The 25354-nt window shown below is 64.7% G+C and carries 17 protein-coding genes; 14 read left to right on the forward strand and 3 right to left on the reverse strand.

Annotation, left to right across the window (positions count from 1 at the left end; translation table 11 throughout):
* Nucleotides 1-45: 45 nt before the first annotated feature.
* The 10 genes from GYH26_RS01825 to GYH26_RS01870 all read left to right on the forward strand — a co-directional run bounded on the left by GYH26_RS01825 (nt 46) and on the right by GYH26_RS01870 (nt 15496).
* A complete protein-coding gene (locus tag GYH26_RS01825) occupies nt 46-2712 on the forward strand; it encodes a TonB-dependent receptor (protein ID WP_161540250.1) in 2667 nt (888 codons plus the stop codon).
* A gap of 7 nt (nt 2713-2719) precedes the next feature.
* Nucleotides 2720-6013, forward strand: a complete 3294-nt coding sequence (locus GYH26_RS01830; protein WP_161540251.1) for a hypothetical protein — start codon at nt 2720-2722, stop codon at nt 6011-6013.
* A 9-nt stretch (nt 6014-6022) separates the two neighbouring features.
* A complete protein-coding gene (locus GYH26_RS01835; RefSeq protein ID WP_161540252.1) occupies nt 6023-7063 on the forward strand; it encodes a PorV/PorQ family protein in 1041 nt (346 codons plus the stop codon).
* A gap of 3 nt (nt 7064-7066) precedes the next feature.
* Nucleotides 7067-8392: an ABC transporter substrate-binding protein gene (locus GYH26_RS01840; RefSeq protein WP_161540253.1), complete on the forward strand. Its 1326-nt coding sequence runs from the start codon at nt 7067-7069 to the stop codon at nt 8390-8392.
* Nucleotides 8385-9287: a carbohydrate ABC transporter permease gene (locus GYH26_RS01845; RefSeq protein WP_161540254.1), complete on the forward strand. Its 903-nt coding sequence runs from the start codon at nt 8385-8387 to the stop codon at nt 9285-9287. Before GYH26_RS01840 ends, GYH26_RS01845 begins: the two co-directional genes overlap by 8 nt.
* 3 nt (nt 9288-9290) lie before the next feature.
* Nucleotides 9291-10100 carry a carbohydrate ABC transporter permease gene (locus tag GYH26_RS01850; RefSeq protein ID WP_054683179.1) on the forward strand — a complete coding sequence of 270 codons (810 nt, stop codon included), beginning with the start codon at nt 9291-9293 and terminating at the stop codon, nt 10098-10100.
* 10 nt (nt 10101-10110) lie between these two features.
* Nucleotides 10111-11553: a hypothetical protein gene (locus tag GYH26_RS01855; protein WP_161540255.1), complete on the forward strand. Its 1443-nt coding sequence runs from the start codon at nt 10111-10113 to the stop codon at nt 11551-11553.
* A gap of 14 nt (nt 11554-11567) precedes the next feature.
* The gene (locus GYH26_RS01860) at nt 11568-12599 is read left to right on the forward strand and encodes a glycoside hydrolase family 130 protein (protein WP_161540256.1); all 1032 of its coding nucleotides are present in this window, start codon (nt 11568-11570) and stop codon (nt 12597-12599) included.
* Nucleotides 12600-12698: 99 nt separating this feature from the next.
* On the forward strand, nt 12699-13733 hold the full coding sequence (locus GYH26_RS01865) for a glycoside hydrolase family 130 protein (RefSeq protein WP_242006546.1): 1035 nt from the start codon (nt 12699-12701) through the stop codon (nt 13731-13733).
* A gap of 32 nt (nt 13734-13765) precedes the next feature.
* Nucleotides 13766-15496, forward strand: coding sequence for a hypothetical protein (locus GYH26_RS01870; RefSeq protein WP_242006547.1), 1731 nt, complete (start codon nt 13766-13768; stop codon nt 15494-15496).
* On the opposite strand, the gene GYH26_RS01875 is transcribed toward GYH26_RS01870, so the two are convergent.
* The gene (locus tag GYH26_RS01875) at nt 15491-16651 is read right to left on the reverse strand and encodes a Gfo/Idh/MocA family protein (protein ID WP_014066072.1); all 1161 of its coding nucleotides are present in this window, start codon (nt 16649-16651) and stop codon (nt 15491-15493) included. The two genes, GYH26_RS01870 and GYH26_RS01875, sit on opposite strands and share 6 nt — an antisense overlap.
* 67 nt (nt 16652-16718) lie before the next feature.
* Between GYH26_RS01875 and GYH26_RS01880 the strand changes: the two genes are divergently transcribed.
* The gene (locus GYH26_RS01880) at nt 16719-17831 is read left to right on the forward strand and encodes an ABC transporter ATP-binding protein (protein WP_174238063.1); all 1113 of its coding nucleotides are present in this window, start codon (nt 16719-16721) and stop codon (nt 17829-17831) included.
* Here the strand turns inward: GYH26_RS01880 and GYH26_RS01885 are convergent.
* Both GYH26_RS01885 and GYH26_RS01890 read right to left on the reverse strand, forming a co-directional pair.
* Nucleotides 17795-18490: an HD domain-containing protein gene (locus GYH26_RS01885; protein ID WP_161540260.1), complete on the reverse strand. Its 696-nt coding sequence runs from the start codon at nt 18488-18490 to the stop codon at nt 17795-17797. The genes GYH26_RS01880 and GYH26_RS01885 overlap by 37 nt on opposite strands.
* A complete protein-coding gene (locus tag GYH26_RS01890; RefSeq protein ID WP_161540261.1) occupies nt 18487-19137 on the reverse strand; it encodes a hypothetical protein in 651 nt (216 codons plus the stop codon). Before GYH26_RS01890 ends, GYH26_RS01885 begins: the two co-directional genes overlap by 4 nt.
* Nucleotides 19138-19285: 148 nt before the next feature.
* Here GYH26_RS01890 and GYH26_RS01895 point away from each other — a divergent pair, with 148 nt between their 5' ends.
* From GYH26_RS01895 to secA, 3 genes are all read left to right on the forward strand, one after another.
* Nucleotides 19286-21319 (forward strand): glycoside hydrolase family 97 protein, encoded by a 2034-nt coding sequence (locus GYH26_RS01895; RefSeq protein WP_161540262.1) that lies wholly within the window; start codon nt 19286-19288, stop codon nt 21317-21319.
* Nucleotides 21320-21400: 81 nt separating this feature from the next.
* Nucleotides 21401-21775 (forward strand): hypothetical protein, encoded by a 375-nt coding sequence (locus GYH26_RS01900; protein ID WP_012842884.1) that lies wholly within the window; start codon nt 21401-21403, stop codon nt 21773-21775.
* Between the two features lie 159 nt (nt 21776-21934).
* On the forward strand, nt 21935-25345 hold the full coding sequence (gene secA, locus GYH26_RS01905; RefSeq protein WP_161540263.1) for a preprotein translocase subunit SecA: 3411 nt from the start codon (nt 21935-21937) through the stop codon (nt 25343-25345).
* Nucleotides 25346-25354 lie beyond the last annotated feature (9 nt).

The following is a 25354-nucleotide window of genomic DNA, read 5'->3' on the forward strand; positions in this document are numbered from 1 at the left end:
CCCGGCCCTTTTTCTCTGTCCCCAGAAGCTGCTGGCTGTCGAACGATGACCGGACTTGTAACGCGTGGCGCGGGTTGGATCGGGCTGCTCCTGCTGCTGAGTACCCTTCCGCTTCGGGCGCAGACGACGGGAAAGATCGTCGGGCGCGTGACCGACGCCCAGACCGGTGAGCCGTTGCCCGGTGTGAACGTGGTGATCCTGGAGACACAGCAGGGCGCTTCGACCGACGCCGACGGCTACTATGTCATCCTGAACGTACGGCCGGGCACCTACACGCTCCGGGCCTCCATGGTCGGCTTTACGCCGCAGGTGGTGCAGGAGGTGCGCGTGCAGATCAACCTGACCACCGAAGTCAACTTCACGCTCCAAGAGGAGACGATCACCGGCCAGGAGGTGGTGATCACGGCCACGCGCCCGCTGGTGCAGCGCGACCTGACGGCCACGGCGGCGGCCGTCTCCCGCGAAGAACTGGCCGTGTTGCCCGTGGAGAACTTCACGGACGTGGTGAACCTGCAGGCGGGCGTCGTGGAGGGCCATTTCCGGGGCGGCCGGATCGGGGAGGTGGCCTACCTGGTCGATGGCGTTCAGATCAACGACGTTTACGATCGCTCCTTTGCCTTCCAGGTCGAAAACAACGCGATCCAGGAGATCGAGGTCATCACCGGGACCTTCAACGCCGAGTACGGAAGCGCTCAGTCCGGTGTGGTCAACATCGTGACCCGCGAGGGAAGCGAGCGCTATCAGGGGTCGCTGGGCGGCTACGTGGGCGACTACCTGACGACGGCTACCGACCTGTTCATGGGACTGGAGCGCATCTCGCCGCTCCATGCCCGCTCGATCCAGGGAGACCTGAGCGGCCCGCTGATTCCGGGCTATTCGAACGTAACCTTCTTTGTGGCGGGGCGCTATGTGCACAACGACGGCCACCTGTACGGCCGGCGGATCGTGTTGCCGGTCGATCAGGACGATCCTCGTGCGCAGTACGTGACGGTCGATGGCCGCCAGGTCTTCGTGCCGGCGCTGGGCGACTCGGCGCTGGTGCCCATGAACTGGAGCGAGCAGCACACGCTGCAGGCCAAGCTGACGGCCCGCCTCTTCGGACAGCATAAGCTGACGCTCAGCGGGCTCTGGCAGGGCGATCGGGGCAAGAACTACAACCACCTGTTTCGCTACAACCCGGACGGCACGCCGACGGTCTACGGCCGCTCGCGCTCGTTACTGGCCACCTACACGCACATCTTCTCGTCGCGCACGTTTGCGGAGCTGAAAGGCGCCTATTTCACCAACGAAGTGCGAGAATACGTCTACGAAGATCCCCTGGACCCCCGCTATCCGCGCGACGATGCGTTGCGGCTGCTGGGCGGCAACTTCTCGTTCTACCGGGGCGGTGCCATCATGCGGCATTTCCGGCGCAAAACCGAGACGTTTACGGCCCGCTTCGACATCACAAGCCAGGTGACGTTGCGCCATCAGATGAAGGCCGGCGTGGAGTTCAAGCAGCACACGCTCACGGTGCGCGACTTCGAGGTCAAGCGCAACCCGTCGACGGGCTTCCAGCCGGCCATTCCCCCGGTGCACACGCCCGACCACGTCTACTACCACAAGCGACCGATCGAGCTGAGCGCCTACGTGCAGGACAAGATGGAATTCGATTACCTGGTGGTAAACGTGGGGCTCCGGTTCGATTTCTTCGATCCGCGGGCCGAAGTGCTGGAGGATTTCAGTCGGCCACGCACCTCTCCGCGCCGTCCGGCTCCGGTACGCTGGCAGCTTTCACCACGGCTGGGCCTGTCGTTCCCGATCAGCCAGAACGGCGCCGTGCGACTGGCCTACGGGCATTTCTTCCAGATGCCCGCCTTCGACTACCTGTACACGAACGCCGACTACATCTACGATCCGGAACGCGGCCTGAGTCGGGCTTTCGGCTATGCCGGCCTGGAGCCCGAGCAGACTGTCGCCTACGAAATCGGCCTGCAGCAGGCGTTTTCCGAATTGATCGGGCTGAATCTGGTGCTCTATTACAAAGACATCCGCAACCTGCTGAGCACCCGGATCGAGGTCATTGCACCGGGCTTCGACGAGCCGTTCCAGCTCGAAAAGTACGGCCGTTACGTGAACCGGGACTACGGACAGGTCAAGGGCTTTCTGGTGTCGCTGGAACGGCGCATGGCCGGCGGCTTCGGACTCGGCATCGACTACACCTTCCAGATTGCCCGGGGCAATGCGAGCGACCCGCGGGCCGTGCTCATCGACGAAATGTCGGGCATCGAGCCGGAAAAGCAACTGGTACCGCTCGACTGGGACCGGCGCCATCAGCTCAATACGAGCCTGACCGTGGGCGAGGCGGGGCGCTGGACCGTGACGCTGGTGGGGCGTCTGGGGTCCGGACTTCCCTACACGCCATCGATCGCCGACGAACGCATCGGCGTGGAAAACTCGGCCCGGCGGCCCGGCTTCGTGCAATTCGATCTGTACGCCAGCCGTCTCTGGAAGCTCGGCCCCGTCGGTGTGCAGCTTTTCGCTCGGGTTTACAACGTGTTCGACCATCGTAACGAAATCCAGGTGTACACCGATACCGGCCGCGCTTTTCCGAACCTGCGCTACTACTCCGGTGAGCCGCAGGGATTGAATTCCAAAGAAGAATTCCTCCGGCGGCCCGACTTCTACTCGGCGCCGCGGCTGGTCAACATCGGCATGAACGTAACCTTTTAGTGCGGGCATGATGCGGGTATCTGCAGGACGGTTCTGGGGGATCGGATTGCTGGCAGGCTGGCTGCTGGCCGTGCCGTCGCTGGCGCAGCGCACGCCCGATCCGAACAAAGGCGACCCCCGGCTGACGCAGTGGGGGATCATGGACGGAAACCGGGTGCGCACGCTCTATGCCAACCACGGCGAGGTGGCCCGCTGGCCCGATCAGCCTTCCGGCGAGTGGCCCAAGGGCTCCGGTCACTCCTACGTGGACGGCGTGGCGCTGATCGTCTCGGCGCGGACGCAGGACAGCCAGGGCCGCACGATCTACCCCATGAGCACGAACTACCGGGAGTTCATCGACCGCGACCCGGTCACCAAGCTTCCCTGGGGCTGGGCCCCGCTCCCCGGCTATTCGAATCCGCGCCAGTCGTCGCCGGCCCGCAGCGACGACCCGAGCACCTGGCCGGCCGAGTGGCCCGATCGCCCCATCGAATGGGCAGGCTACTGGAACGGCTACTTCGGCCGGGGCATCATGAACGCCGACCTGGAGACCTATTTCGTCTTCGACGACGCGCACGACTTCGAGTGGACGCAACCACCCCACCGGTTCTTCCCGTGTCGGAATGATACCACACGCGGTGGGCTCGGTATGGAGGTGGCCGCGCGTGGCTTCCAGTGGACGCATGTGCTGGCCCAGGATGTCATCTTCTGGCACTACGAGATCACGAACGAATGCGACGTTTTCTACCCGGACATTTTCTATGCCCAGTACATCGACTGGGGCGTGGGCGGCACCGACGATTCGGGTGATGACGAAGGGGCCTACAACACGCGGCTCGATCTGGCCTTCGCCTGGGACTTCGACGGCATCGGCACGCCGGGCCAGTGGGGACCGGTGGGCGTTGCAGGATATGCCTTCCTGGAGTCGCCCGGTAATCACACAGATGGCATCGACAACGACCAGGACGGCATCACCGACGAGCGGCGCGACAGTGGTCCCGGTCAGCTCATCGAAGGTCAGGAAAACATCCGGGCCTATCTGGAGCAGCATTACAACCTGCAGGACTTCGAACGCTTCTACGGGCCGCTGGAATTGCGTCCGGCCTACCGGGCAGGGCGCTGGTGGACGAGCGACGAGAACCTGACCTGGGTGGGTTTCACCGACCTGAACGGGAACGGCATCTGGGATCCGGGCGAGCCCACTAACGACGACTGCGGCGAGGACGGGGTCTGTCCGGGCGATCCGGGCTACAACGGCGCCGATCGAGGCGAGACCGACGGCCGCCCCACACCCGGCGAGCGCAACTTCGACGCGACAGATAAGGACGAGTCGGACCAGATCGGCCTGACCGGCTTCGAGATTTTCGATGTGCACCGCTACGAGCTGATCGACGACGAGGAGGACTACCGGGTCTTTTCGCGCGCGTTGCCGCCGCTGGAAGACATCCTGCTCGAAGGCGGGCGCAACCTGGGCATGTTCTTCTCGTCGGGTCCTTTCCCGCTGCAGCCGGGCCAGACCGAGCGCTTCTCCATGGCGCTGCTGTTTGCCGGCCACGACTTCACGGACCCGCGCAACATGGAGAATACGTCGCTGGCCCGGAAGAAAGAGACCGTGCAGCAGATCTACAACGCGAACTATCAGTTTGCGCGGCCGCCCGATAAGCCCACGCTCATTGCCATTCCGGGCGACCGTCAGGTAACGCTCATCTGGGACGACGTGGCCGAGCGCTCGTTCGATCCATTCCTGCGCGAGAACGACTTCGAGGGCTATCTGATCTACCGCTCCAGCGAACCCAATTTCAACGAGAACTTCCTGATCACCGATGCCTACGGCACGCTGACCTACCGGAAGCCGATCGCACAGTTTGACCTGAAGAACGGCATTCGCGGGCTTCATCCGGTGGCCGTCAACGGCGTGCACTTCAACCTGGGCAACGACACGGGCCTGCGGCACGTCTACGTCGATCGCGACGTGCAGAACGGCCAGACCTACTACTACGCCGTGGTGGCCTACGACCGGGGCTATGTGGCCCGCGACGAAAACGGCAACATCGTGGTAGATCCCGAGGGCTTCATCCGGGGCATTGCGCCGAGCCTGACCACGGCCACGATCAAGACCGACCTGGCCGGACAGGTGGTTTCGCTTGACATCAACACGGCCGTGGTGACGCCCCGGGCGCCGGCGGCCGGCTACGTACCCCCCGAAGTGACTGCGTTCGAGCGTCAGACGATCGGCACGGGCTCGATCGATCTGCAACTGGCCGCACCCGAGGCCGTGCAGGAAGGCGCCACCTACGAGGTGGTGTTCGAGAATCCGTTGCTCTGGCAGAATGCGCCGGAGGTCAACTACCGCGTGCAGCGTGAGACGGGCGAGGTGCTCCGGGAGGGGACGCTGCGGGCGGGACTGAACGAACTGGCCGTGCTGGAAGGCGGCTGGGTGCTGACGCTCGATGAGCCGGCCGGCGTCAGCATCGACGGTAGCTCACTGACTTTCACCGACGAGCAGACGACCTACGCGGGCATCGTGCAGCCGGCTTCGACCAGCTCGGTGGTGGGCACGGCCCGGTACGTGCCGCTCCCGGCCGATTTCGAAGTGCATTTTACCGAGACGTTCGCCGATACGTCGTTGCGGCTGGCGCTGGGTATGCGGCAGATCCCCACACCGTTCTACATCGAAAACCTGACCACGGGCGAACGGCAACCGTTCATCATCGTCGAAGACCGGCCCGAACTTCAGAACGGACAGTACGATCATGGTGACCTGATCATCCTGGTCATGGGCGAGACGCCTGATAGCGAGCCGCAGATGCAGGGAGGGCGCTGGCGGGCGTCCTGGGCCATTCGTTTCCTGCCACCTGACCCGGTGGCGGAGCCGGACAAACCCGACCGGCCGCCCCGGCCCGGTACGAGCTTCCGGTTCCGGACGATCAAGCCGTTCCAGACGGGTGACCGGATCCGGTTTACCATTCGGCCGCCGGCCTTCGACGCCAGCAAAGCGCGCCACGACCTGCGCAACATCTACGTGGTGCCGAATCCGTACGTGGCGACCAGTACGTTCGAGCCGTCGAGCGTCTACCGCATCGGCCGGGGCGAGCGGCGCATCTACTTCATGAATCTGCCGCCCGAGTGCACGATTCGCATCTACACGCTTTCGGGCCAGCATGTGCAGACGCTGGAGCATCACGGCGGCATCGACAACGGCCAGCTGGCCTGGGATCTGACCACCAAGGACGGAATGCAGCTCGCCTACGGCGTCTACATCTTCCACGTGGAAGCGCCGGGCGTGGGCGAGTACGTCGGACGCTTTGCGGTCATCAAGTAGAAAACCACCATGCAGACGGGCATACGACAGGGGCAATGGCTGGCCGCGATCGGCCTGGCGCTGGTACTGGCGGTGCCGACTCGGGCACAGACCGTCTCGAAGGCGGGCACCGTGGCCGGCGACTTTCTGCAGATCGGCGTGGGCGCCCGTGCGATGGCCATGGGCGGCTCGTTCGTCGCGGCGGCCGACGACGTGTCGGCCCTTTACTGGAATCCGGCCGGGCTGGCCCACCTGGAGGGCGGCGAGGCCATGGCCGTACACAGCCGCTGGCTGGCCGACGTCAGCTTCGACTATCTGGGGGCCGCGTTGCGGCTCGGGACGCTGGGTACGCTCGGCGTCTCGGTCACAATGCTTTCGGTGCCGGACATGCTCGTGCGCACCGAAGACCGGCCGGAAGGTACCGGCGAATGGTTCGATGCCGCCGATCTGGCCATCGGGCTGTCCTACGGCCGCTTCATTACCGACCGCTTCGCCATCGGCGCCACGGCCAAGTTCATCCAGCAGCGCATCTGGCACAGCTCGGCCGTGGGCTTTGCCGTGGATCTGGGCGTGCAGTTCCACACCGACTTTTTCGGCGGGCTGACGCTCGGGGCGGCCGTCTACAACTTCGGCACCGACATGCGGATGAGCGGTCGGGATCTCCGCACGTTTGTCGATCCGGACCCCACCCGTGAGGGCAACAACAACCGCATTCCGGCCAATTACGAAACGGATAGCTGGAGCCTGCCGCTCAACTTTCAGTTCGGCGTAGCGCTGCGTCCAATCCAAACGCGCATGCATCAGCTGCTGCTTACGGCCGACGCACTGCATCCTTCGGCCAACTACGAAAGCGTCAACGTCGGCGTGGAGTACGGCTTTCAGCAACGGATCTTTCTGCGTGGCGGCTATCACGCGCTGTTTCTACCCGAGGCCGAAGGCGGGCTTTCGGCCGGGCTGGCCGTACATCAGGTGTTGCCCTACGCGGGCGGACTCGCCAAGCTGGAGTACGCCTACCGCGACAGCGGCCGGCTCGGTGGCGTGCATATCGTAGGCATCGGCATTACGTTCTGACTCATGCGCCGCCTCTTCCGACATCGCTGCTGGATCGGGCTGCTGGCCGGGGTGCTCCTGCTGGCCGGCTGTCATCGTCCGGCACCGACGTCCGGACCGGAAGACGGAAAGGTGCGGCTCGTCTACTGGACGGCGCCCAACCCCGACGAGCTGGCGCTGGCCCGTGAGCTGGTGGCCGAATGGACGGCGGCCCACCCGGACGTCGAGGTGATCGTGCAGCCCATTCCGGCCGGACAGTCCAGCGAGGAGGTGCTGCTGGCCGCCGTGGCTGCGGGCACGACACCCGATCTGTGCTCGAACATCTGGCCGGGTATCGTCGAAGACTTCGTCGAGGCCGGAGCGCTCGTGCCGCTGGATCGCTTCCCGGACTTCGACTCGCTGCTCGAAGCCCGTATCCCCGAGACGGTGCGCGAGCCGTTCCGCTCCCGCGACGGGCACTTCTACCAGCTTCCCTGGAAGACGAACCCCGTCATGATGTTCTACAACGTGCAACTATTGCGGGCGGTGGGGTTCGAGCGGCCGCCGCGCACCTACGGCGAGTACCTGGAGGCCGCCCGCCGCGTCACGGCCGACACCGACGGCGACGGGCTCATCGACCGATGGATGGGCTACCGCGACATCCGACCCATCTGGTGGCAACGCTATTTCGACTACTATGCCTTCTACATTGCCGCTTCGGGCGGGCGCACGCTCTTCGATCGACAGGGACGGCTGGCCGTCGATACGGCCGCTTCGAACCGGGTGTTCGATTTCTTTGCCCGCCTGTATGCCATGGGCGCCTTCCCGAAAGCCGTCTGGACCAGCGCCGGAAGCCGCTTTCTCAAAGGCCAGCTCGCCACCGACTTCACCGGCCCCTGGCACCTGATCTGGCTGGAAAAAAACGCCCCGCCGACGCTGCGCTACGATGTGGCGCCGATTCCCGTGCCGGACGATCACGAAGGACCGGTCTACACCTATGGCGACTACAAGAACATCGTGATCTTTTCGACCACGCGGCATCCGGACGTGGCCTGGCGGCTGGCGCGCTTCCTGGTGTCGCGCGAGGCCGACCGGCGCTTGCTGGAGCGCACGCGCCAGATCCCCGTGCGCCGGGGGCTGCTCGACGATCCATACTTCGCGTCCGTGTTTGAAAAATACCCGATCCTCCGGCGCTTTGCCGAACAGGCCGCCTACACGCGGAGCGTCGACAGTGCCCCTGATCTGAAAGAAATTCTGGACGCGTTCGCGCAGGAGTTCGAGGCGGCCGCCGTCTTCGGCGTGCGCTCACCCGCCGAGGCAACCCGTCGTGCGTTGCGTCGCATTCAGATGATCCTGGACTGGAATGCCTGAGCTTCGAGCGACATTACGGCGCCTGCAGATCCGCCTGCGCGGCGAGCGGAGCGGCTATGTGCTCGTGGCCCCTTACCTGCTGCACATGGCCGTGTTTTTCGGCTATCCGCTGCTGTTTGCGTTCGTGCTGATGTTCCATCGCTGGGACATCGTCACGCCCATGGAGTTCGTGGGGTTGAAGAACTTCGTGCGGCTGGTGCGGGACGATCTGTTCTTCCGGGCGCTGCTCAACACGGGCATTTTTCTGACCATCCACATCCCGCTGCAGATCATTGTGGCGCTGTTTTTTGCGGAGCTGCTGAACCGTCCGCTCAGGGGCCGGGGCTTTTTCCGGGCGACCTACTTCATGCCCGTGGTGGTTTCGGGCGTGGTTATCACGATCCTGTTTCAGCAACTGTTCGCCTTCGACACCGGCCTGATCAACCGGATGATCCGGGCGCTGGGCGGGGAGCCGGTGCCCTGGCTGGTGTCGCCGGCGCTGGCCATGCCTTCGATTGCGCTGATGGCGACCTGGAAGAACGTGGGGCTCTACATCGTGCTGTTTCTGGCCGGGTTGCAGCACATCCCGAAGCACCTGTACGAGGCGGCCGAACTGGACGGCGCCAACGCCTGGCAACGCTGGTGGCACGTGACGCTTCCCATGCTGAACCCCACGATGGTAACGGTGGTGGTGCTTTCGACGATCGGTGGATTCTCGCTGTTCATCGAACCCTACATCCTGACGGGCGGCGGACCGCTCAACGCCACGCTCTCGGCCGTGCTCTACATCTACAACCAGGCCTTCTACTTCAACCACATGGGCTATGCGGCCGCACTGGGCTTCTGCTTTGCCATTGTGATCTTCATCGTGGTGCTGCTGCAGCGACGTTTCGTGGAAACCGACACCTGGAGCTGAATCATGCGCCGGCTGGGACTGTACCTGCTGCTCGGGATCGGACTGGTGGTGTTCGCCTATCCGTTCGTCTGGATGGGCATCGCCACGTTCACGCCGGAGGCGGAAATTCCCGAGCTGACGCTGCTTCCGTCTCGCTGGACACTGGACCACTACCGGCTCGTCTTCGAGCGGCTTCCGGTCTGGCGCGGGCTGCTCAACAGTCTGGTGGTGGCGCTGGCCGTGACGGCTTCGGTGCTCGTCTTTACGTCGATGGCCGCCTATGCGCTGGCCAAGCTGCACTGGCGCGGCCGCGAGACGGTCTTTTCGATCATTCTGTTCACGATGATGGTGCCGTTCCTGCTGCTGCTGATTCCGCTCTACACGCTGGTGGTGCGGCTGGGGTGGACCGACTCGCTGCTCGGGCTGATCGTGCCGTTCATGATGAACGCCACGGGCGTGCTGATTCTGCGCCAGAGTTTTCTGACGATTCCGCGCGATCTGATCGATGCGGCCCGGATCGACGGTTGCGGCGAACTGCGCATTCTGTTTACGATCATCTGGCCGCTGTCGGTGCCGGCGCTGGTGACGGTGGGGCTGCTCACGTTCATCGGGAGCTGGAACGAGGTGCTCTGGCCCATTATCGTGGTGCGCGAGGTGCAGTGGATGACGCTCCCGCAACTGGTGGCACTCTTTGCCGTGGGCGGCGGCGCTGAAGGCCAGCTCGGTCCGCAACTGGCGGCGGCCTTCCTGCTGGCGTTGCCCATCGTGCTGGCCTACCTGTTCTTCCAGCGCTACTTCATCCAGAGTTTTGCTACCGGTGGATTGAAAGGATAAGGAGATGCTCATGCGACGGCTTCTGTGGGTCATCCCGGGCTTTTTTGTGCTGGCGGCGGCCGGTTGCCTGACCGCGCCGGAAAGCCGTCCCGTCCCGGACGCGTTGCCCATCAACCTGGCCCATCTGGAGCACCTGAGCGAAGACGTGGTGCGGGGCGACTCGGTGCTGCGCATCGTGCACATCTACGCCGAAGCGCCGGACTACCACTGGGTGGACGACCCCGACGAAGGAACCGCCTGCGTGGACGACGTGGCCCGGGCGGCCGTGCTCTACCTGCGACTCTACGAACTGACGGGCGACGAGGCAGTGCGGCGTACGGCCGAAAAGCTGCTACGCTTTGTGCTCTACATGCAACGGGCCGACGGGCTGTTCTACAACTTTGTTTACTCGAACCGACTCGACATCAACACGACGCACCAGAACAGCCGGGCCGAGCCGTTCGGTTGGTGGGCCGGACGGGCCGTGTGGGCGCTGGGGACGGCGGCCGACGTGCTGCGTCGGGCCAATCCACGAATGGCGGCGCAGGCGGCTGCGGCGGCGCGTCGGGCGCTGGTCCACCTGGACCGCACCTGGCTGGTGCACTATCCGCGCACGCGGCGCGTCGGCGGACGCACCGTACCGGAATGGCTGGTGTACCGCTACGGATCGGACGCTTCCAGCGAGCTGCTGCTGGGGCTGGTTCGGCTCCAGAAGGCCGCTCCCGACACTTCGCTGGCCCGCATGATCCGGCAACTGGCCGAGGGGATGGCGCTCATGCAGTACGGATCGATGGCGCGCCACCCCTACGGCGCCCATGCGTCCTGGATCGACACCTGGCACGGGTGGGGCAATGCGCAGACGCAGGCGCTGGCCGAGGCCGGCTATCTGGAATCGGCCATCTACGAGGCCGAGCACTTCTACCCGCGGCTGCTCGTCTACGGCTGGATGTATGCCATGTCACTGGACGACTCGACGCAGGTGCAGCGCTACGAACAGATTGCCTATGCCGTGCGCTGTGTGGCCGTCGGGCTGATCCGACTCTACGAGCGGACCGGCGACGTGCGCTACGCCACGATGGCGGGGCTGGCTGCAAGCTGGCTGACGGGCAACAACGAGGCGGGCGTGCCCATGTACGACCCGGCCACCGGGCGCGGCTACGACGGCATCACGGGACCGGGTACGGTCAATCGCAATGCCGGGGCCGAATCGACCATCGAGGCGCTCTACACGATGCTGGAGGTGAGCCGGCACGAGCCGGCCCGGCGCTGGCTCTATGCACGGGGCGCCCCGCCTGTCGAGGTCACGCACGAAGGGACGCGCTACGCCTACCGCATCTTCAACGTGCAGGAGAAAAATGCGACGCGCTCGGTGGCCGTCGTGCTCAACCTGAGCGCGGAGCGGCTGGCGCTGCTGGAAGGGGAGGCGCTGGCGCGGTTTCTCCGAGAAGTAACCACCGAACCCGTTCACCACTAAAAACGAAAGGGCTTATGCCACAGGATTTCGAAGCCGTTACGTTGTTTCGACGTCATCCGGAGCCCATCCTGACGCCGGTGCCGGAGCTTTCGTGGGCGTCGGGGGCCGTGTTCAATCCGGGCGCCTGGTACGACGGCGCGCGCGTGCACCTGCTTGTGCGCGGCGTGCCGGCCGGTTACCGGCGCATTCGACTTACCGATACGCGTCCGGGCGAACCGGAATGGGGATTCGAGCCGTATGTGTCGTACATCGGCTATGCCGAAAGCACCGACGGTGTGCACTTTTCCGTCCGGTCCGAACCGTTGATCCGGCCCGACGCGCCCTACGATCACTTCGGCGTCGAAGACCCCCGCATCAGCCGCATCGACGACCTGTACCTGATCACCTACACGGCGCTGGGGGCGCCCGCTTTTGCCCGACCGGGTTGCGTGCGCATCGGACTGGCTTCGACCCGGGATTTTCAGTCGGTTACAAAGCACGGCATCGTGGGACCGGACACGACGGACAAAGACGCCGTCATTTTTCCCCGGCGCATTCGCGGGCGCATCGCCATGCTGCACCGTATCGTGCCGTCCATCCAGCTCATCTACTTCGACGACCTGGAGCAGCTTTTCCACCCGCCGAAGGCGCTGTGGGAACGACATCTGGCCACGCTGGACGAGCACGTCGTGCTCCGGCCCGAATTCCCCTGGGAGGCCAAAAAGATCGGGGCCGGTCCCACGCCGATCGAGACCCCGGAGGGCTGGCTGCTCATCTATCACGGCGTGGATGCGCAGCATGTGTACCGCATGGGCATGGCGCTGCTGGATCTGGACGATCCGCGTCGGGTGATCGCCCGCACGCCGGAGCCTGTGCTGGAGCCCGAGCTTCCATTCGAACGCGAAGGCGATGTGCCGAACGTGGTCTTCCCGGAAGGGGCCGTGGTGATCGACGACGAACTGCTGGTTTACTACGGGGCGGCCGATCGGACGATCGGCCTGGCGCGGGCATCGCTTTCCGACGTGCTCGCCCACCTTCGCGCCTGCTCGGTTCGTGTGTCTTCCTGAAGTGCCAAGACCGGTAGTACTATGGTCGATTCCTTATCGGTTCGTACGATTACAGCGGTACCTCCCGTACAGCCTGCTCGCCTGCATGATGGTCGTCCGGTGCTGGAACCGAATCCACAGAACGCATGGGAATCGCGCGTGGTGTTGAATCCGGCCGCCGTGCTGATTACCGAACCCGAGGAATGGGCGTGGCTGGCCGACCGCTGGGCGCTTTCTCCGGAGAAGCGCCGGTGCATCGAAGCAGCCGGCGGCGTAGTGGTGCTGCTCTACCGGGCGCAGGGTGCCTTCGATCCAGAACGCAACCACGCTCCCTCGCGACTGGGGCTGGCCCTGATGACGCCCACACTGGAACTGATTCATCGCTTTCCGTACCCTGTGATCGATGCGGCGGCCGACTTCCACAACCTGGGCGTCGAAGATCCGCGCTGCACGCGCGTGGGCGATACCTTCTACCTTTTTTACACGGGCTATTACACGGAAGCACCCGGCGACCCGGACGCTGAGCGGGCTGTGCAGATATGCCTGGCTTCGACGCAGGACTTTCTGGAGTGGACGCTGCACGGCCCCCTGGAAGGCGATCTGAACCGCGTGGACAACAAAAATGCCGCGCTGTTTCCGGAGCCGGTCGACGGACGCTGGCTGCTACTGCATCGCCCGATGGCCGGACCGGACGCCATGACGATCCACCTGGCCGAGGCCGATGCGGTGACCGGCCCCTGGTACACGCGGGGTATGCTGATGCCGAGCTATCCCTACCGGGAGTTTGCCCGCTCCTGGATCGGGGCCGGCGGACCGCCGATCGCACTGGGCGACGGACGATTCCTGATGATCTACCATCAGGGACACTACACCCACGAGGGAACGCGCGAGTACGATCTGGCGGCGGCTCTGCTGGACTTCTCGCGGAGGGAGGCGCCGGTGGTCGGACGCATCGAGCCGCTGATGCGTCCCGCCGCTGCGGGCGAGTTGCACGGCGATCCGGAACTGGGCGTGGACAACGTGCTCTTTACCTGTGCCGGCTACGTCTGGGAAGGACAGGTGATCATTCCGTACGCCGGTGCCGACAGCCGGATCTTTGGCGCTTCGGTGCCGCTGGATTCGCTGGTGCAGGCCCTGGAGCAGAACGGCGCATGAGATACCTTACCTGCATAGCATTTGGCCTTGCAATGCTGGTCCCAGCGACGATCCGGGCACAGGAGGAGCGGGTGCCGCTGGCCCGCGTGGGAGCGACCGTCATCGACCGGGCCACGTTTCTCAAACGCTACGAGAACGCCGTCTGGATCGGCAAGGAGCGAAGCGGGGTCAGCATCGTGCCGAAGCATGCCTTTCTGCTGGCACTGATCGCCGAGGAGTTGCTGGCTCACGAAGGCGAGCGGCGCGGGCTCGATCAGGAGCGGCCTGTGCGGCCGATTCTGGAGGAAATCGAGCGTATGCTGGTGCTCGATGCCCTCTACCGGACCGAAGTGCAGGAGCCGATCCGGCTGACGGAGGCCGAGATCGACTCGGTTGCGCGACTTCGGCTGGCGCCGGTAACTTTTGCCTACCTGACCATTGGCGATTCGGCTCGGGCCTGGCATGTCTACCGACAGGTGCAGCAGGCGTCCGATCCGATCGCCGCTTTCGATTCGCTCCAGCAGGCACTGGGGCAGGCCGGGCAGCTCAGGACGGCCCGCTGGGGCGAGCTTTACGAGCCGCTGGAAACCTTCCTGTATGCCGGAGCGACGCCCGGCCAGGCAGGCCCGCCGGTGTCGGTCGATAGCCTGTACTATCTGGTGCAGCTCCGGGATCGGGCTACGCCCGCGCTGATTACGCCCGACGCCTGGCAACAGGCCCGCTACGAGGCCGGACGCATCCTGCAGGAGCGGCGCGAACGTGCCCGCTTTAAGAATTTCATGCGACGCTTCGGGGCGGGCAAAACCGCGCAGGTCAACGATACGCTGTTTTATCGGCTGGCTGACGCGATCCGAACCCAGCTTACGCTGCGACAGGTGCAGCAGGAACGCCGGAATCGTCCCCGCTATCCGGTGGCCCTGCTCGAAAGCGACCGGGAGGCGCTCCGTCTGGAACTGGACGACGTGCTTGATGCCCCGCTGATCGAAGCTCCCACGTTTACGCGCACGCTGGGTTACGTGCTGGACCGACTTTCATTTCGGGGATTTGAACTCCGAAGCGAGCGACAGTCGGTGCCCTACCGGTTGCGTGCGTTGCTCTGGGAGATCATCGCGGAAGAATTTCTGCTGGAGGAAGGGTATGCACGAGGGCTTGATCGCCGGCTCGACGTGCAGCAGGACCTGACGATGTGGCGAAAGGCCTACCTGGCGCGGGGTATGCGTAAGGTGCTGGTCGATTCGTTGCGGGAAGCCTGGCGTGGCCAGCTCTGGCTGGTCAACCTGTGCCGGGCTACGCTGAGCACGAAGGAGGCGGCCACACGCCTGCAGCAGCGCTGGATGCAGATGCCGGAAAGCTGCAAGGCGGACAGCACCCCGGTCGATACCACCGGCTACCGGCTGGCACCGACGCTGGGCCCTGTCGGCGCCGTAGCCGTCACCGCCGCCCCGGGAGCCGTACTGGGGCCGTTCGCCGAGTCCTGCTTGCCGAAATCGGCCCCCTGCTGGCGAGTCTACCGACTGCTGGATCGTCGCCGACCGGACGACCCGGAAGCCGCTTTTCAGGAAGCGGCCCGGGAAGAAGTAAACGCCTACATTGCCCGGCTGGCCGAGCAGCGGGGTGTCACGATCGACCTGGAAGCGCTCGAAGCAACCCGCGTGACGCCCATCAACATGGTGCTGGTACGGCTGCTGGGCTTCGGGCATCGCCTGCTGGCCGTGCCGACGGTCTATCCCCTGATCGAATGGTTCGACCGAATGGACAAACGGCGGCTTTACGCCCCGCTATGAGCCGTCCACGGCCTGTCGGTGGGCCTGTTCGGCGGCCCGCAGTGCCACGTGCAGGCTTTGCAGGGCTTCATCCAGCAAGATCTGAGGACGATGGTCGGGTTGCGTGGCGGCCTGCACGAAATCCCGCAGCACGGCCCGAAGGCCTTCCCGGTAGACTTCGGCCTTGGAGGCCGCCAGGGCAAATGTGGCTTCGATAAACGTATCGATGTGATAGGTGTGCGTACCGACGCGGACACGCGAGCGGCCTTCGGCTTCGGCGACCGTGAGCCCCCAGCCTTCGGGGCGCGACTCGTCGGGCAGATCTACTACTGGCACGCGTTGCACCACCTGCAGGCCGGGCAATTCCTGCAGATGAGTTTCGGTTTCGGGCGATACGAGCGCAACCAGACGACCCACTCGGGGAATCCAGCCTATCAGCTCGACGCGGGCCAGGTCGAAAACGAACCGGATCGATGTGTGCTCGAAGAAACCCGGTCCGGCGAAGGCGTGGTAGTGGGTAGCCACCAGTCCATCTTCGTAGACCACAGTGGCCAGCACACGATCCATCTGGTGAGTACTGCGACGTACGCCATAGCCAGCCACATGTACGGGAGCGGCCACCGTGCACGCGTTTACCAGGTCGATGAAGTGAATGCCATGCTCCACCAGGATGCCGCCGGATTGCGTCGGATCCCAGAACCAGTGCTCCGGGGGCAGCGTGGCATCCTGCGCATAATTTTCCACAATTACGCGCCGCAACGGTCCGAAGAGGCGCGTCTGACTCCAGCGTTGCATCAGGGCAACCAGCGGCGTATAGCGCAGCACGAAGTCCACCAGGGCGACGCGTCCGGTGCGGGCCTGGGTTTCCCGGAGACGCTGCGCTTCGATGGGTGTAAGCGCCGGAGGCTTTTCAATCAACACATGTTTGCCGGCCTCCATGGCCGCGCAGGCAATGGCAGCATGCGTGTGGGGTGGTGTGGCAATCGCTACGCCGTCGATTTCGGGATCGGCCAGCAACGCTTCCCAGCTACGCACGCCGCGCACACCGGGTGGGGGCGTGTCCAGTGCGGGATCGGCCACGGCCACTACGTGAACATCCGGGAGCGATTGCCAGGCGTGATGCAGAAAGCGGCCAAAGCCGCCATATCCGATAAGTCCCAGCCGAAACATCAGCATGCGTAGCTTTAGGATACACAAAAGTACGATAGCGCAACGTAAGCAGGCGACAAAAATGCATGAAACGATGTCGTCGAACGGGGTCAGTCTGGAGCAGGTCTGGAAGATTTACGACAACGGCTATGTGGCCGTGGCCGATGTGACGTTCGAAGCGGCCGAAGGGGAATTTCTGGTGTTGCTCGGCCCTTCGGGCTGTGGCAAGACCACGCTGCTGCGCCTGGTGGCCGGACTGGAGACCGTCTCGCGGGGCACGATCCGTATCGGTAACCAGGTGGTCAACGATGTGCCGCCGCGCGATCGGGACATTGCCATGGTCTTCCAGAACTATGCGCTCTACCCGCACATGACGGTCTACGAAAACATGGCCTTCGGGCTGAAGCTGCGCCGGGTGCCGAAGGCCGAGATCGACCGTCGCGTGCGGGCAGCCGCCCGCGTGCTGGAGCTGGAGCACCTGCTGGACCGGCGGCCGCACCAGCTTTCGGGCGGGCAGCGCCAGCGCGTGGCCGTCGGACGCGCCATCGTGCGCGAACCGCGCGTGTTTCTGTTCGACGAGCCCCTGTCGAACCTGGACGCCCGCCTGCGGGTGGAGATGCGGGCCGAGCTGGCCCGATTGCACCGGGAACTGGGCCGCACCATGCTCTACGTGACGCACGACCAGGTAGAAGCCATGACGCTCGGCCAGCGCATCGTGGTGCTCAACCAGGGGCGCGTGCAGCAGATCGGCACGCCACTGGAAGTTTACCACCGGCCGGCCAACCGCTTCGTGGCCGGCTTCATCGGAAGTCCGCCCATGAATTTCATCGAAGGGCGACTGGAGCATCTGGACGGACTCCGGTTCGTGGGCGAAGGTGGACGCGTGCAGATCCCGCTCGTTGAAGCCGAGTGGCCGAATGCCCGGCCCGGACAGCGCGTGACGCTGGGCGTGCGGCCCGAGCACGTAACGCTGGCTGCTTCCGATGAGGCCACCATGCAGGGCCAGGTGGAGACCGTCGAGGTGCTGGGCGCCGTAGCGCACCTGTACGTGCGGGTGGGGCAGACGACCGTCGTGGCGCAGGTCGATGCCGCCGCGCGTCCGGAGCCCGAACAGACGGTGCATCTGCACATTGACCCCGCCCGCATTCACCTTTTTGACGCCGAGACCGGTCAGGCACTGCCCCGTGCCGAGGCCGCTTCGGCCTGATCCAGTTCGCGCCGCAGCGCTTCGAGAAAAGCCTGTAAAAACACGGTGCGGCGCTGTGCTTCGCGTCGGCCCGCCTCGGTCTGCATCCGATCGGCCAGGTGCAGCAGTTTGGTGAACAGGTGGTCGAGCACGTAGCGCCGGTCGTCGGGCGGGCGGTTGCGGGGAACGGGTTCGGCCGGATCATAGAGCGGCCGTCCGGTGGCACCGCCCAGCATGAGCATCCGGGCCAGTCCGATGGCGCCGAGCGCGTCGAGCCGGTCGGCGTCCTGCACGACGCGGGCCTCGAGCGTCCGGGGCGGAATGCCGGCCGAGAAGCTGTGTGCTTCGATCGCGTGATGGATGGCAGGCAGCAGGTTTTCCGGGTAGTTGGCTTCGCGCAGTAACGCCACGGCCCGGTCGGCGGCTTTCCGGGAGGCGAGCGGACGCTCCGGATGGTCCTTGGGCACGAGCACGCAATCGTGCAGCCAGGCGGCCGGAAGCACCACGGCGAGGTCGGCCCCTTCGGCCAGCGCCAGACGCCGCGCCCACCGGACCACACGCCGCACGTGCTCCAGATCGTGCGCCGGATCCGACGCGTCCGCCCAGGCCCGTTGCAACAGTTCCTCGAAAATCGGCTCCCAGGCCGCCAGCGATCGTGTGCCGATCAGCAGGTCGGTCATGGTCGGTTGTCGCGATGCGCATCGATCCAGTAGGCCCAGGGAATGAACAGCCACTGAAGCTGGGCAAACCAGGCCAGGGCTACCGGATCGGGAGGTGGCGGTCCCGTCAGGTTGTTCAGATGCACCAGTAGGAGAAAGCCCACCAGGCTCCAGAAAGCCCACCGTCCAGTGCGATCGCGGGCACGAGTGGCAGCCACGTAGAGCCAGACGCCGGCAACGTACAGCAACAGTTCCAGCGGCAGGGCTACGGCGGGCAGGTTCCATAGGCCCAGACCGACCCGAGGACCACCGGGGTACAGCGGTAGATCCGGGCGGTGGACGAGCAGGTCCAGTACCCAGTGGCTGACCACCAGCAGGCCCAGAACGACCGCGCCCCGGCGGTCTTGGCGCATCCAGGCATATACGGCGCCAAAGAGGAAGCCCCAGCCCACCACGGCCAGCAGGCTGTGCGTGTACGGATAGGCAACGAAATGCAGTGGGGTCATGCGCGTGGCGCCCGGCTCGATGGCAACCTGTTCCAGTCCGAGCAGCAACATCGTTGGCCAGAGCAGATCGACAAACTGAGCGGCCAGCAGCAGCGTGCCCAGCGACGGACGTGGGGCCGCGCGACGGGCGGCCAAGCCCAGTCCGAAATGTCCGATGAACATAGGGCGGCTCGGTGCAAGTATGAGGTGCCGGAACTTACGGAATAAGACGGCCCGCTGCAAATCGCCGGCGCCGCTTTTGCATTGACGAGCGGCCGAAAACCCGTTATATTGAAGCAACCGGAATGTAAGCGCTAACACAGAGAGGGTTATGCGACGGTTTTTGCCGGTTTTGCTGCTGATCGTGAGCCTGGCTGCAGGCGTCCGGGCCCAGACGGCTTCGGTAGCCTCGCCGGACGGCTCACTCGTGGTAAGCTTCACGCTTGAAGACGGACGACCCACCTACCGGATCGATCGCTTCGGCCTGCCGCTCATTCTTCCTTCACGCATGGGCTTTGAGTTGCAGGAGCAGCCACCGCTGGTCGGACCGTTCCGGCTCATCGGCGTCGCGCGCGATACGGTTGATACGATCTGGACGCAGCCATGGGGCGAAAAGAAAGACATCCGGAGCCACTACCACGAACTCCGGCTGCAGCTTGAAGAGACTTCCGAGCGGCCCCGGCGCATGGACATCGTCTTCCGTGTCTTCGACGAAGGCGTGGGCTTCCGCTACGAATGGCCGGCGCAGCCGAATCTGGACCGGTTCGTCATCATGGACGAATTGACCGAGTTCCGGCTGGCGGGCGACCATATGGCCTGGTGGATTCCGGCCTACCATCCAAACCGCTACGAGTATCTGTACCGCCATACGCCCGTCAGCCAGCTCGACACGGTCCATACGCCCGTCACGATGGAGACGGCCGACGGGTGGTTTCTGAGCTTCCACGAGGCGGACGTGGAGGACTACGCCACGATGACGCTGGCGCCGAAAGATTCGCTCACGCTGGAGGTGGACCTGGTGCCCTGGTCCGACGGCACGCGCGTCAAGGCGCAGACGCCGTTCCGATCGCCCTGGCGCGTGCTGCTCGTGGGCGACGACGCGGGCGAGCTGATCACCAACTACACGATCCTGAACCTGAATCCGCCCAACCGCCTGGGCGACGTTTCGTGGGTGCGGCCGGCCAAGTACGTGGGCATCTGGTGGGAAATGCACATCGGCCGTTCTACGTGGGGCTCCGGCCCGCGTCACGGGGCCACCACCGAAAACGCCAAGCGCTACATCGACTTTGCCGCCCGTCACGGGTTCGATGCCGTGCTGATTGAGGGCTGGAATGTCGGCTGGGACGGCGACTGGACGCAGAACGGCGACAAGTTTCGCTTTACTGAGCCCTATCCGGACTTCGACATCGAAGAGGTCGCCCGCTACGCCCGCGAAAAAGGCGTCCAGCTCATCGGCCACCACGAGACGGCCTGTCACATCACGAACTACGAGCGCCAGATGGAAGACGCCTTCGCTTTCTACCGGCGGCTGGGCATTCACATGGTGAAGACGGGCTATGTGGCCCATGGCCGCAACTGCGTCTGGATCGACGAGCAGGGCCGAGAGCATCGCGAGTGGCACCACGGCCAGTTCATGGTGCGCCATCATCGGCGCGTACTTGAAACGGCCGCCCGCTACCAGATCGCCATCAATGCGCACGAGCCGGTCAAAGACACGGGTGAGCGCCGCACCTATCCGAACATGGTCAGCCGTGAAGGCGCCCGCGGCCAGGAGTACAACGCCTGGAGCGCGGACGGCGGCAATCCGCCCGAGCACACGACGATCCTCCCCTTTACGCGGCTGCTGGCCGGACCGATGGACTTCACACCGGGCATCTTCGACATCCTCATCGAAGACCGTCCCAACAATCGGGTCAACACGACACTGGCCAAGCAGCTGGCGCTCTACGTGGTCATCTACAGCCCGCTTCAGATGGCAGCCGACCTGCCGGAGCACTACGAGGCGCGGCCCGACGCCTTCCAGCTCATCAAAGATGTGCCCGTCGACTGGGAGGACACGCGCGTGCTGCACGCCCGCATCGGCGACTACGTGACGATCGTTCGCAAGGACCGCCACAGCGACGACTGGTATCTGGGCAGCATCACCGACGAGTACGGCCGCACGTTGCAGGCCTCGCTCTCGTTTCTGGAGCCCGGCCGCAAATACGTGGCGGAAATCTACCGCGACGCCCCGGATGCCGACTGGCGCACGAATCCGCTGGCGATCGAAATCACCCGCCAGATCGTCGATGCCTCGACCGTGCTGACGCTGCGCCTGGCGCCGGGCGGCGGCACAGCCATTCGTTTCCATCCGGTAGAAGAATGAGCGGCTCGGCCCACCGCATGCGGGACCTATTTTTCAGTAACTTCATAAAAGCAATGAACCTTCGACCAGACCTTCGGACGCATGCGGTGGGTGATTGTCGGGCTGGCGCTGCTGCTCGGCGGATGCGTCGGGTCGCGCAAGGCGCAGGAGTCGGAAAACGGCCTGCACGTATGGAAAAGCGACACGCCCTGGGGTGAGGTGACCGTGCGCCAGATGCGGAGCGATAAAGGGCTCTGCACCTTCCGGGAGGTCACGCTCCATCGGCAGGTCGGGCTCTACATCGACGGGCGGCCTACGTTCGTGCGGGCGACCGATTACCTGTGCGACGACGTCTTCGACGACTGGCGTTTCCGCTCGGCCATCGAGCAGCAGCGGGCCAACTACTGGGACCTGTCCGGTCTGTTGCTGCACCTGATGTACAGCACGATGCCCATCGAGGAGCATCCCCGCTGGTAGGCGCGGTGGTGAGGGCTGTTCTGTGGAGATCGCGGGCGGGAACGGACCGCTCCGGGCGGCGTGAGACTGCCGGTACCGATTTAAGCGGTACGGCTATCCGCGGTGTCGCATTTCGATGCCGCGGTTCTTGCGTGTAAATATCCGGAGTCGCGAATTGCCATGTTTGACTTTCTGAAAAAGCTGTTCGGGGATCGCAACGAGCGGGAGCTGCGGAAACTCTGGCCCATTGTCCATAAAGTCAACGAGTACGCCGAGCAGTTCAAGGCGCTCAGCGACGAAGAGCTGCGCGCCAAGACCGACGAGTTCAAGCGACGCATCAAAGAGGCCGTGGCCGACATCGAGGCGCGTAAGGCCGACATCGAGGCGCGCCTGCGGGGGGAAGTGCACGACATCAGCGGCGACGGCCACGCCGAGGTCGAAGAACTCTCGCCCGAAGAGCGCGAGCGGCTCTACGAAGAGCTGGACGACCTCGAAAAAGAATGGCTGGAGCGCGTCGAGCGTAAGCTCGATGAGCTGTTGCCCGAGGCGTTTGCCGTCGTGAAGGAAGCCTGCCGCCGTATGCTGGGCAAGGAGTGGATGGCCGGCGGGCAGAAGATCGTCTGGGACATGGTCCCCTACGACGTGCAGATCCTCGGCGGCATCGTGCTGCATCAGGGCAAGATCGCCGAGATGAAGACGGGCGAGGGGAAGACGCTTGTGGCCGTCATGCCCGTTTACCTGAACGCGCTGGCCGGTCGCGGCGTGCACGTCGTGACGGTCAACCCCTACCTGGCACAGCGCGATGCCGAGTGGATGGGGCCGATCTATGAGTTTCTGGGCCTGACCGTCGATGTCATCGACAAGTACGAGCCGCATTCCGAAGGGCGGCGCCGCGCCTATCAGGCCGACATCACCTACGGTACGAACAACGAGTTCGGGTTCGACTACCTGCGCGACCACTCCTTCGTGATCGATCCGGACCAGCTCGTGCAACGCGGCCACCACTACGCGATCGTCGACGAGGTCGACTCGGTGCTCATCGACGAGGCGCGCACGCCGCTGATCATCTCGGGTCCGGTGCCCCAGTCGGGCGACGAGCGCTTCACCGAGCTCAAGCCGGTCATCGAAAAACTCGTCTACCTGCAGCAGCGGCTGGTGGCGCAGCTCGTGGCCGAAGCCGAGCAGAAGCTGAAGGAGCGGGATAAAGCGCTGGAAGCCGGCGATCGCAAACGGGCCAGCGAACTGGAAGAGGAGGCCGGACTGGCACTGCTTCGGGCTGCGCGAGGCTTTCCGCGCAACAAGCGCTTCATGAAGCTCAAGACCGAGCCGGGCGTCGAGACGCTCCTGCAGCGCACCGAAGCCTTCTACCTGCAGGACAACGCCAAGAACATGCCCTTCGTCGACGAAGTGCTCTACTTCGCGCTCGACGAAAAGAACCACACCATCGAACTTACCGAAAAGGGTCTCGACGAGATCGCCCGCATCGCCGGCCAAGACCGCGACATGTTCGTCTTGCCTGACCTGGGTGAGGAGACGGCCCGGCTTGAGCAGGAATACCGGGAAAAGCTCCGCAGGCTGGAAGAAGAACTGGCGCAGCGCACCGACCTTTCCGAAGAGAAGCGCCAGAACAAGCTGGAAAACGATCGGCGCCTGCTGCACAAGGAACTGGAGGAGCAGAAGCGGGAGCTGTACAACCGGTACGCCGAGCGGGCCGAGCGCCTGCATGCCGTCGAGCAGCTGCTGCGTGCTTACACGCTTTATGAGCGTGACGTCGAGTATATCGTCCAGGACGGCAAGGTCCTGATCGTCGACGAGCACACGGGCCGTGTGCTGCCCGGTCGCCGCTATTCCGATGGACTGCACCAGGCCATCGAGGCGAAAGAGGGCGTCAAGGTGCAGGCGGCCACGCAGACCTACGCCACGATCACGCTGCAGAACTACTTCCGCATGTACCACAAGCTGGCCGGCATGACGGGTACGGCCATCACCGAGGCGGAAGAGTTCTACAAGATCTACGGCCTGGACGTCATCGTCATCCCCACGCACAAGCCCGTCATTCGCGTCGATCACGAGGACCTGGTCTTCCGCACCAAGCGCGAGAAGTACAACGCGGTCATCCAGAAGATCAAGGAGTACCACAGGAAGGGGCAGCCCGTGCTGGTGGGCACCACGTCGGTCGAAGTGTCGGAGATGCTCAGCCGCATGCTCAAGCGCGAGGGCATCCCGCACAACGTGCTGAACGCCCGCCGGGATCGGGCCAAGCAGGAAGCGCTGATCGTGGCACAGGCTGGTCAGAAGGGCGCCGTGACGATCGCCACGAACATGGCCGGTCGCGGTACCGACATCAAGCTCGGGCCGGGCGTCAAGGAACTGGGCGGACTGGCCATCATCGGCACCGAGCGCCACGAAAGCCGCCGTATCGACCTGCAGCTCCGGGGCCGCGCCGGGCGCCAGGGCGATCCGGGCGAAAGCCAGTTTTACGTCTCGCTCGAAGACGACCTGATGCGCCTGTTCGGCTCCGACCGCATCGCCCGTATTATGGACCGACTCAAGATGGAAGAGGGCGAGGTCATCACGCATCCGTGGGTGACCAAGAGCATCGAGCGGGCGCAGAAGAAGGTCGAGCAGAACAACTTCGCCATTCGCAAGCGGCAGCTCGAATTCGACGACGTGCTCGACGCGCAGCGCCGCGTCATCTACAGCCGCCGCCGGCACGCGCTCACGGGCGAGCGTATCAGCCACGATGTGCTCGAAATGCTGCGCGACGTGCTCGGCCAGATCGTCGAGCGGCACTACAAAGAAGGCGACCTGGAGGGGCTGCGCGACGAGGTGCTGCGCACGTTCGCCTTCGACTTCGAGATGACGCCGGAAGAGTTCGCCCGCCTGGGCGACGACGGCGTCTTCGACCGGCTCTACCAGGCCGCCCTCGACTTCTACCGCCGCAAGCGCCAGATGCTGGCCGAGCCTTTCTACGAGCGGCTGCAGGCCTTCCTGAACCAGGACGGGCTGGAGCAGAAGCCCGACCGGGTCGTGGTGGACTTCACCGACGGCCGCCGCGTGCTCCGGGCCGTTGCCCGCGTGGACGAAGCGCTGCGCACGCGCGGCCAGGAGATCAACAACGCGCTGGAACGGGCCGCGCTGCTGCACTTCATCGACGAGCACTGGACCGAACACCTGCGTGAGCTGGACGAACTCAAGGAGGGCATCAACCTGCGGGCCTTCGGACAGCGCGACCCGCTCGTCGAGTACAAGGTCGAGGGTTTCAAGCTCTTCCAGCAGACGCTCGACAAGATCAACCGCGACGCGATCTCGTTCATCTTCCGGGCCGGGCCGCTGGTGGAGACGCGTCCGGCCGCACCGGCGAGCGCGCCGCGTCGGCGCCTGGACCCGTCACGTGCGCGGGTGCAGCACGAAAGCGTTGATTCCTACGGCGTGCACGTGCGGGCGCAGTCGCCGGCCGACTCGGCCGCGCGGCGCGATCCCACGGTCAAAGAACAGCCGGTGGTCGTGGGCGAAAAGATCGGTCGCAACGATCCCTGTCCCTGTGGCAGCGGCAAAAAGTACAAGCACTGCTGCGGACGCAACCGCTGAGCTGACCGC

This window comes from Rhodothermus marinus, assembly GCF_009936275.1.
GTDB classification, from domain to species: Bacteria; Bacteroidota; Rhodothermia; order Rhodothermales; family Rhodothermaceae; genus Rhodothermus; species Rhodothermus marinus_A.

Excerpts from the sequence above, each read along its gene's own strand:
- GYH26_RS01825 (WP_161540250.1), top strand. The coding sequence starts at position 46 with ATGACCGGACTTGTAACGCGTGGCGCGGGTTGGATCGGGCTGCTCCTG.
- GYH26_RS01830 (WP_161540251.1), top strand. The coding sequence starts at position 2,720 with ATGATGCGGGTATCTGCAGGACGGTTCTGGGGGATCGGATTGCTGGCA.
- GYH26_RS01835 (WP_161540252.1), top strand. The coding sequence starts at position 6,023 with ATGCAGACGGGCATACGACAGGGGCAATGGCTGGCCGCGATCGGCCTG.
- GYH26_RS01840 (WP_161540253.1), top strand. The coding sequence starts at position 7,067 with ATGCGCCGCCTCTTCCGACATCGCTGCTGGATCGGGCTGCTGGCCGGG.
- GYH26_RS01845 (WP_161540254.1), top strand. The coding sequence starts at position 8,385 with ATGCCTGAGCTTCGAGCGACATTACGGCGCCTGCAGATCCGCCTGCGC.
- GYH26_RS01850 (WP_054683179.1), top strand. The coding sequence starts at position 9,291 with ATGCGCCGGCTGGGACTGTACCTGCTGCTCGGGATCGGACTGGTGGTG.
- GYH26_RS01855 (WP_161540255.1), top strand. The coding sequence starts at position 10,111 with ATGCGACGGCTTCTGTGGGTCATCCCGGGCTTTTTTGTGCTGGCGGCG.
- GYH26_RS01860 (WP_161540256.1), top strand. The coding sequence starts at position 11,568 with ATGCCACAGGATTTCGAAGCCGTTACGTTGTTTCGACGTCATCCGGAG.
- GYH26_RS01870 (WP_242006547.1), top strand. The coding sequence starts at position 13,766 with ATGCTGGTCCCAGCGACGATCCGGGCACAGGAGGAGCGGGTGCCGCTG.
- GYH26_RS01875 (WP_014066072.1), bottom strand. The coding sequence starts at position 16,651 with ATGCTGATGTTTCGGCTGGGACTTATCGGATATGGCGGCTTTGGCCGC.
- GYH26_RS01880 (WP_174238063.1), top strand. The coding sequence starts at position 16,719 with ATGTCGTCGAACGGGGTCAGTCTGGAGCAGGTCTGGAAGATTTACGAC.
- GYH26_RS01885 (WP_161540260.1), bottom strand. The coding sequence starts at position 18,490 with ATGACCGACCTGCTGATCGGCACACGATCGCTGGCGGCCTGGGAGCCG.
- GYH26_RS01890 (WP_161540261.1), bottom strand. The coding sequence starts at position 19,137 with ATGTTCATCGGACATTTCGGACTGGGCTTGGCCGCCCGTCGCGCGGCC.
- GYH26_RS01895 (WP_161540262.1), top strand. The coding sequence starts at position 19,286 with ATGCGACGGTTTTTGCCGGTTTTGCTGCTGATCGTGAGCCTGGCTGCA.
- GYH26_RS01900 (WP_012842884.1), top strand. The coding sequence starts at position 21,401 with ATGCGGTGGGTGATTGTCGGGCTGGCGCTGCTGCTCGGCGGATGCGTC.
- secA (WP_161540263.1), top strand. The coding sequence starts at position 21,935 with ATGTTTGACTTTCTGAAAAAGCTGTTCGGGGATCGCAACGAGCGGGAG.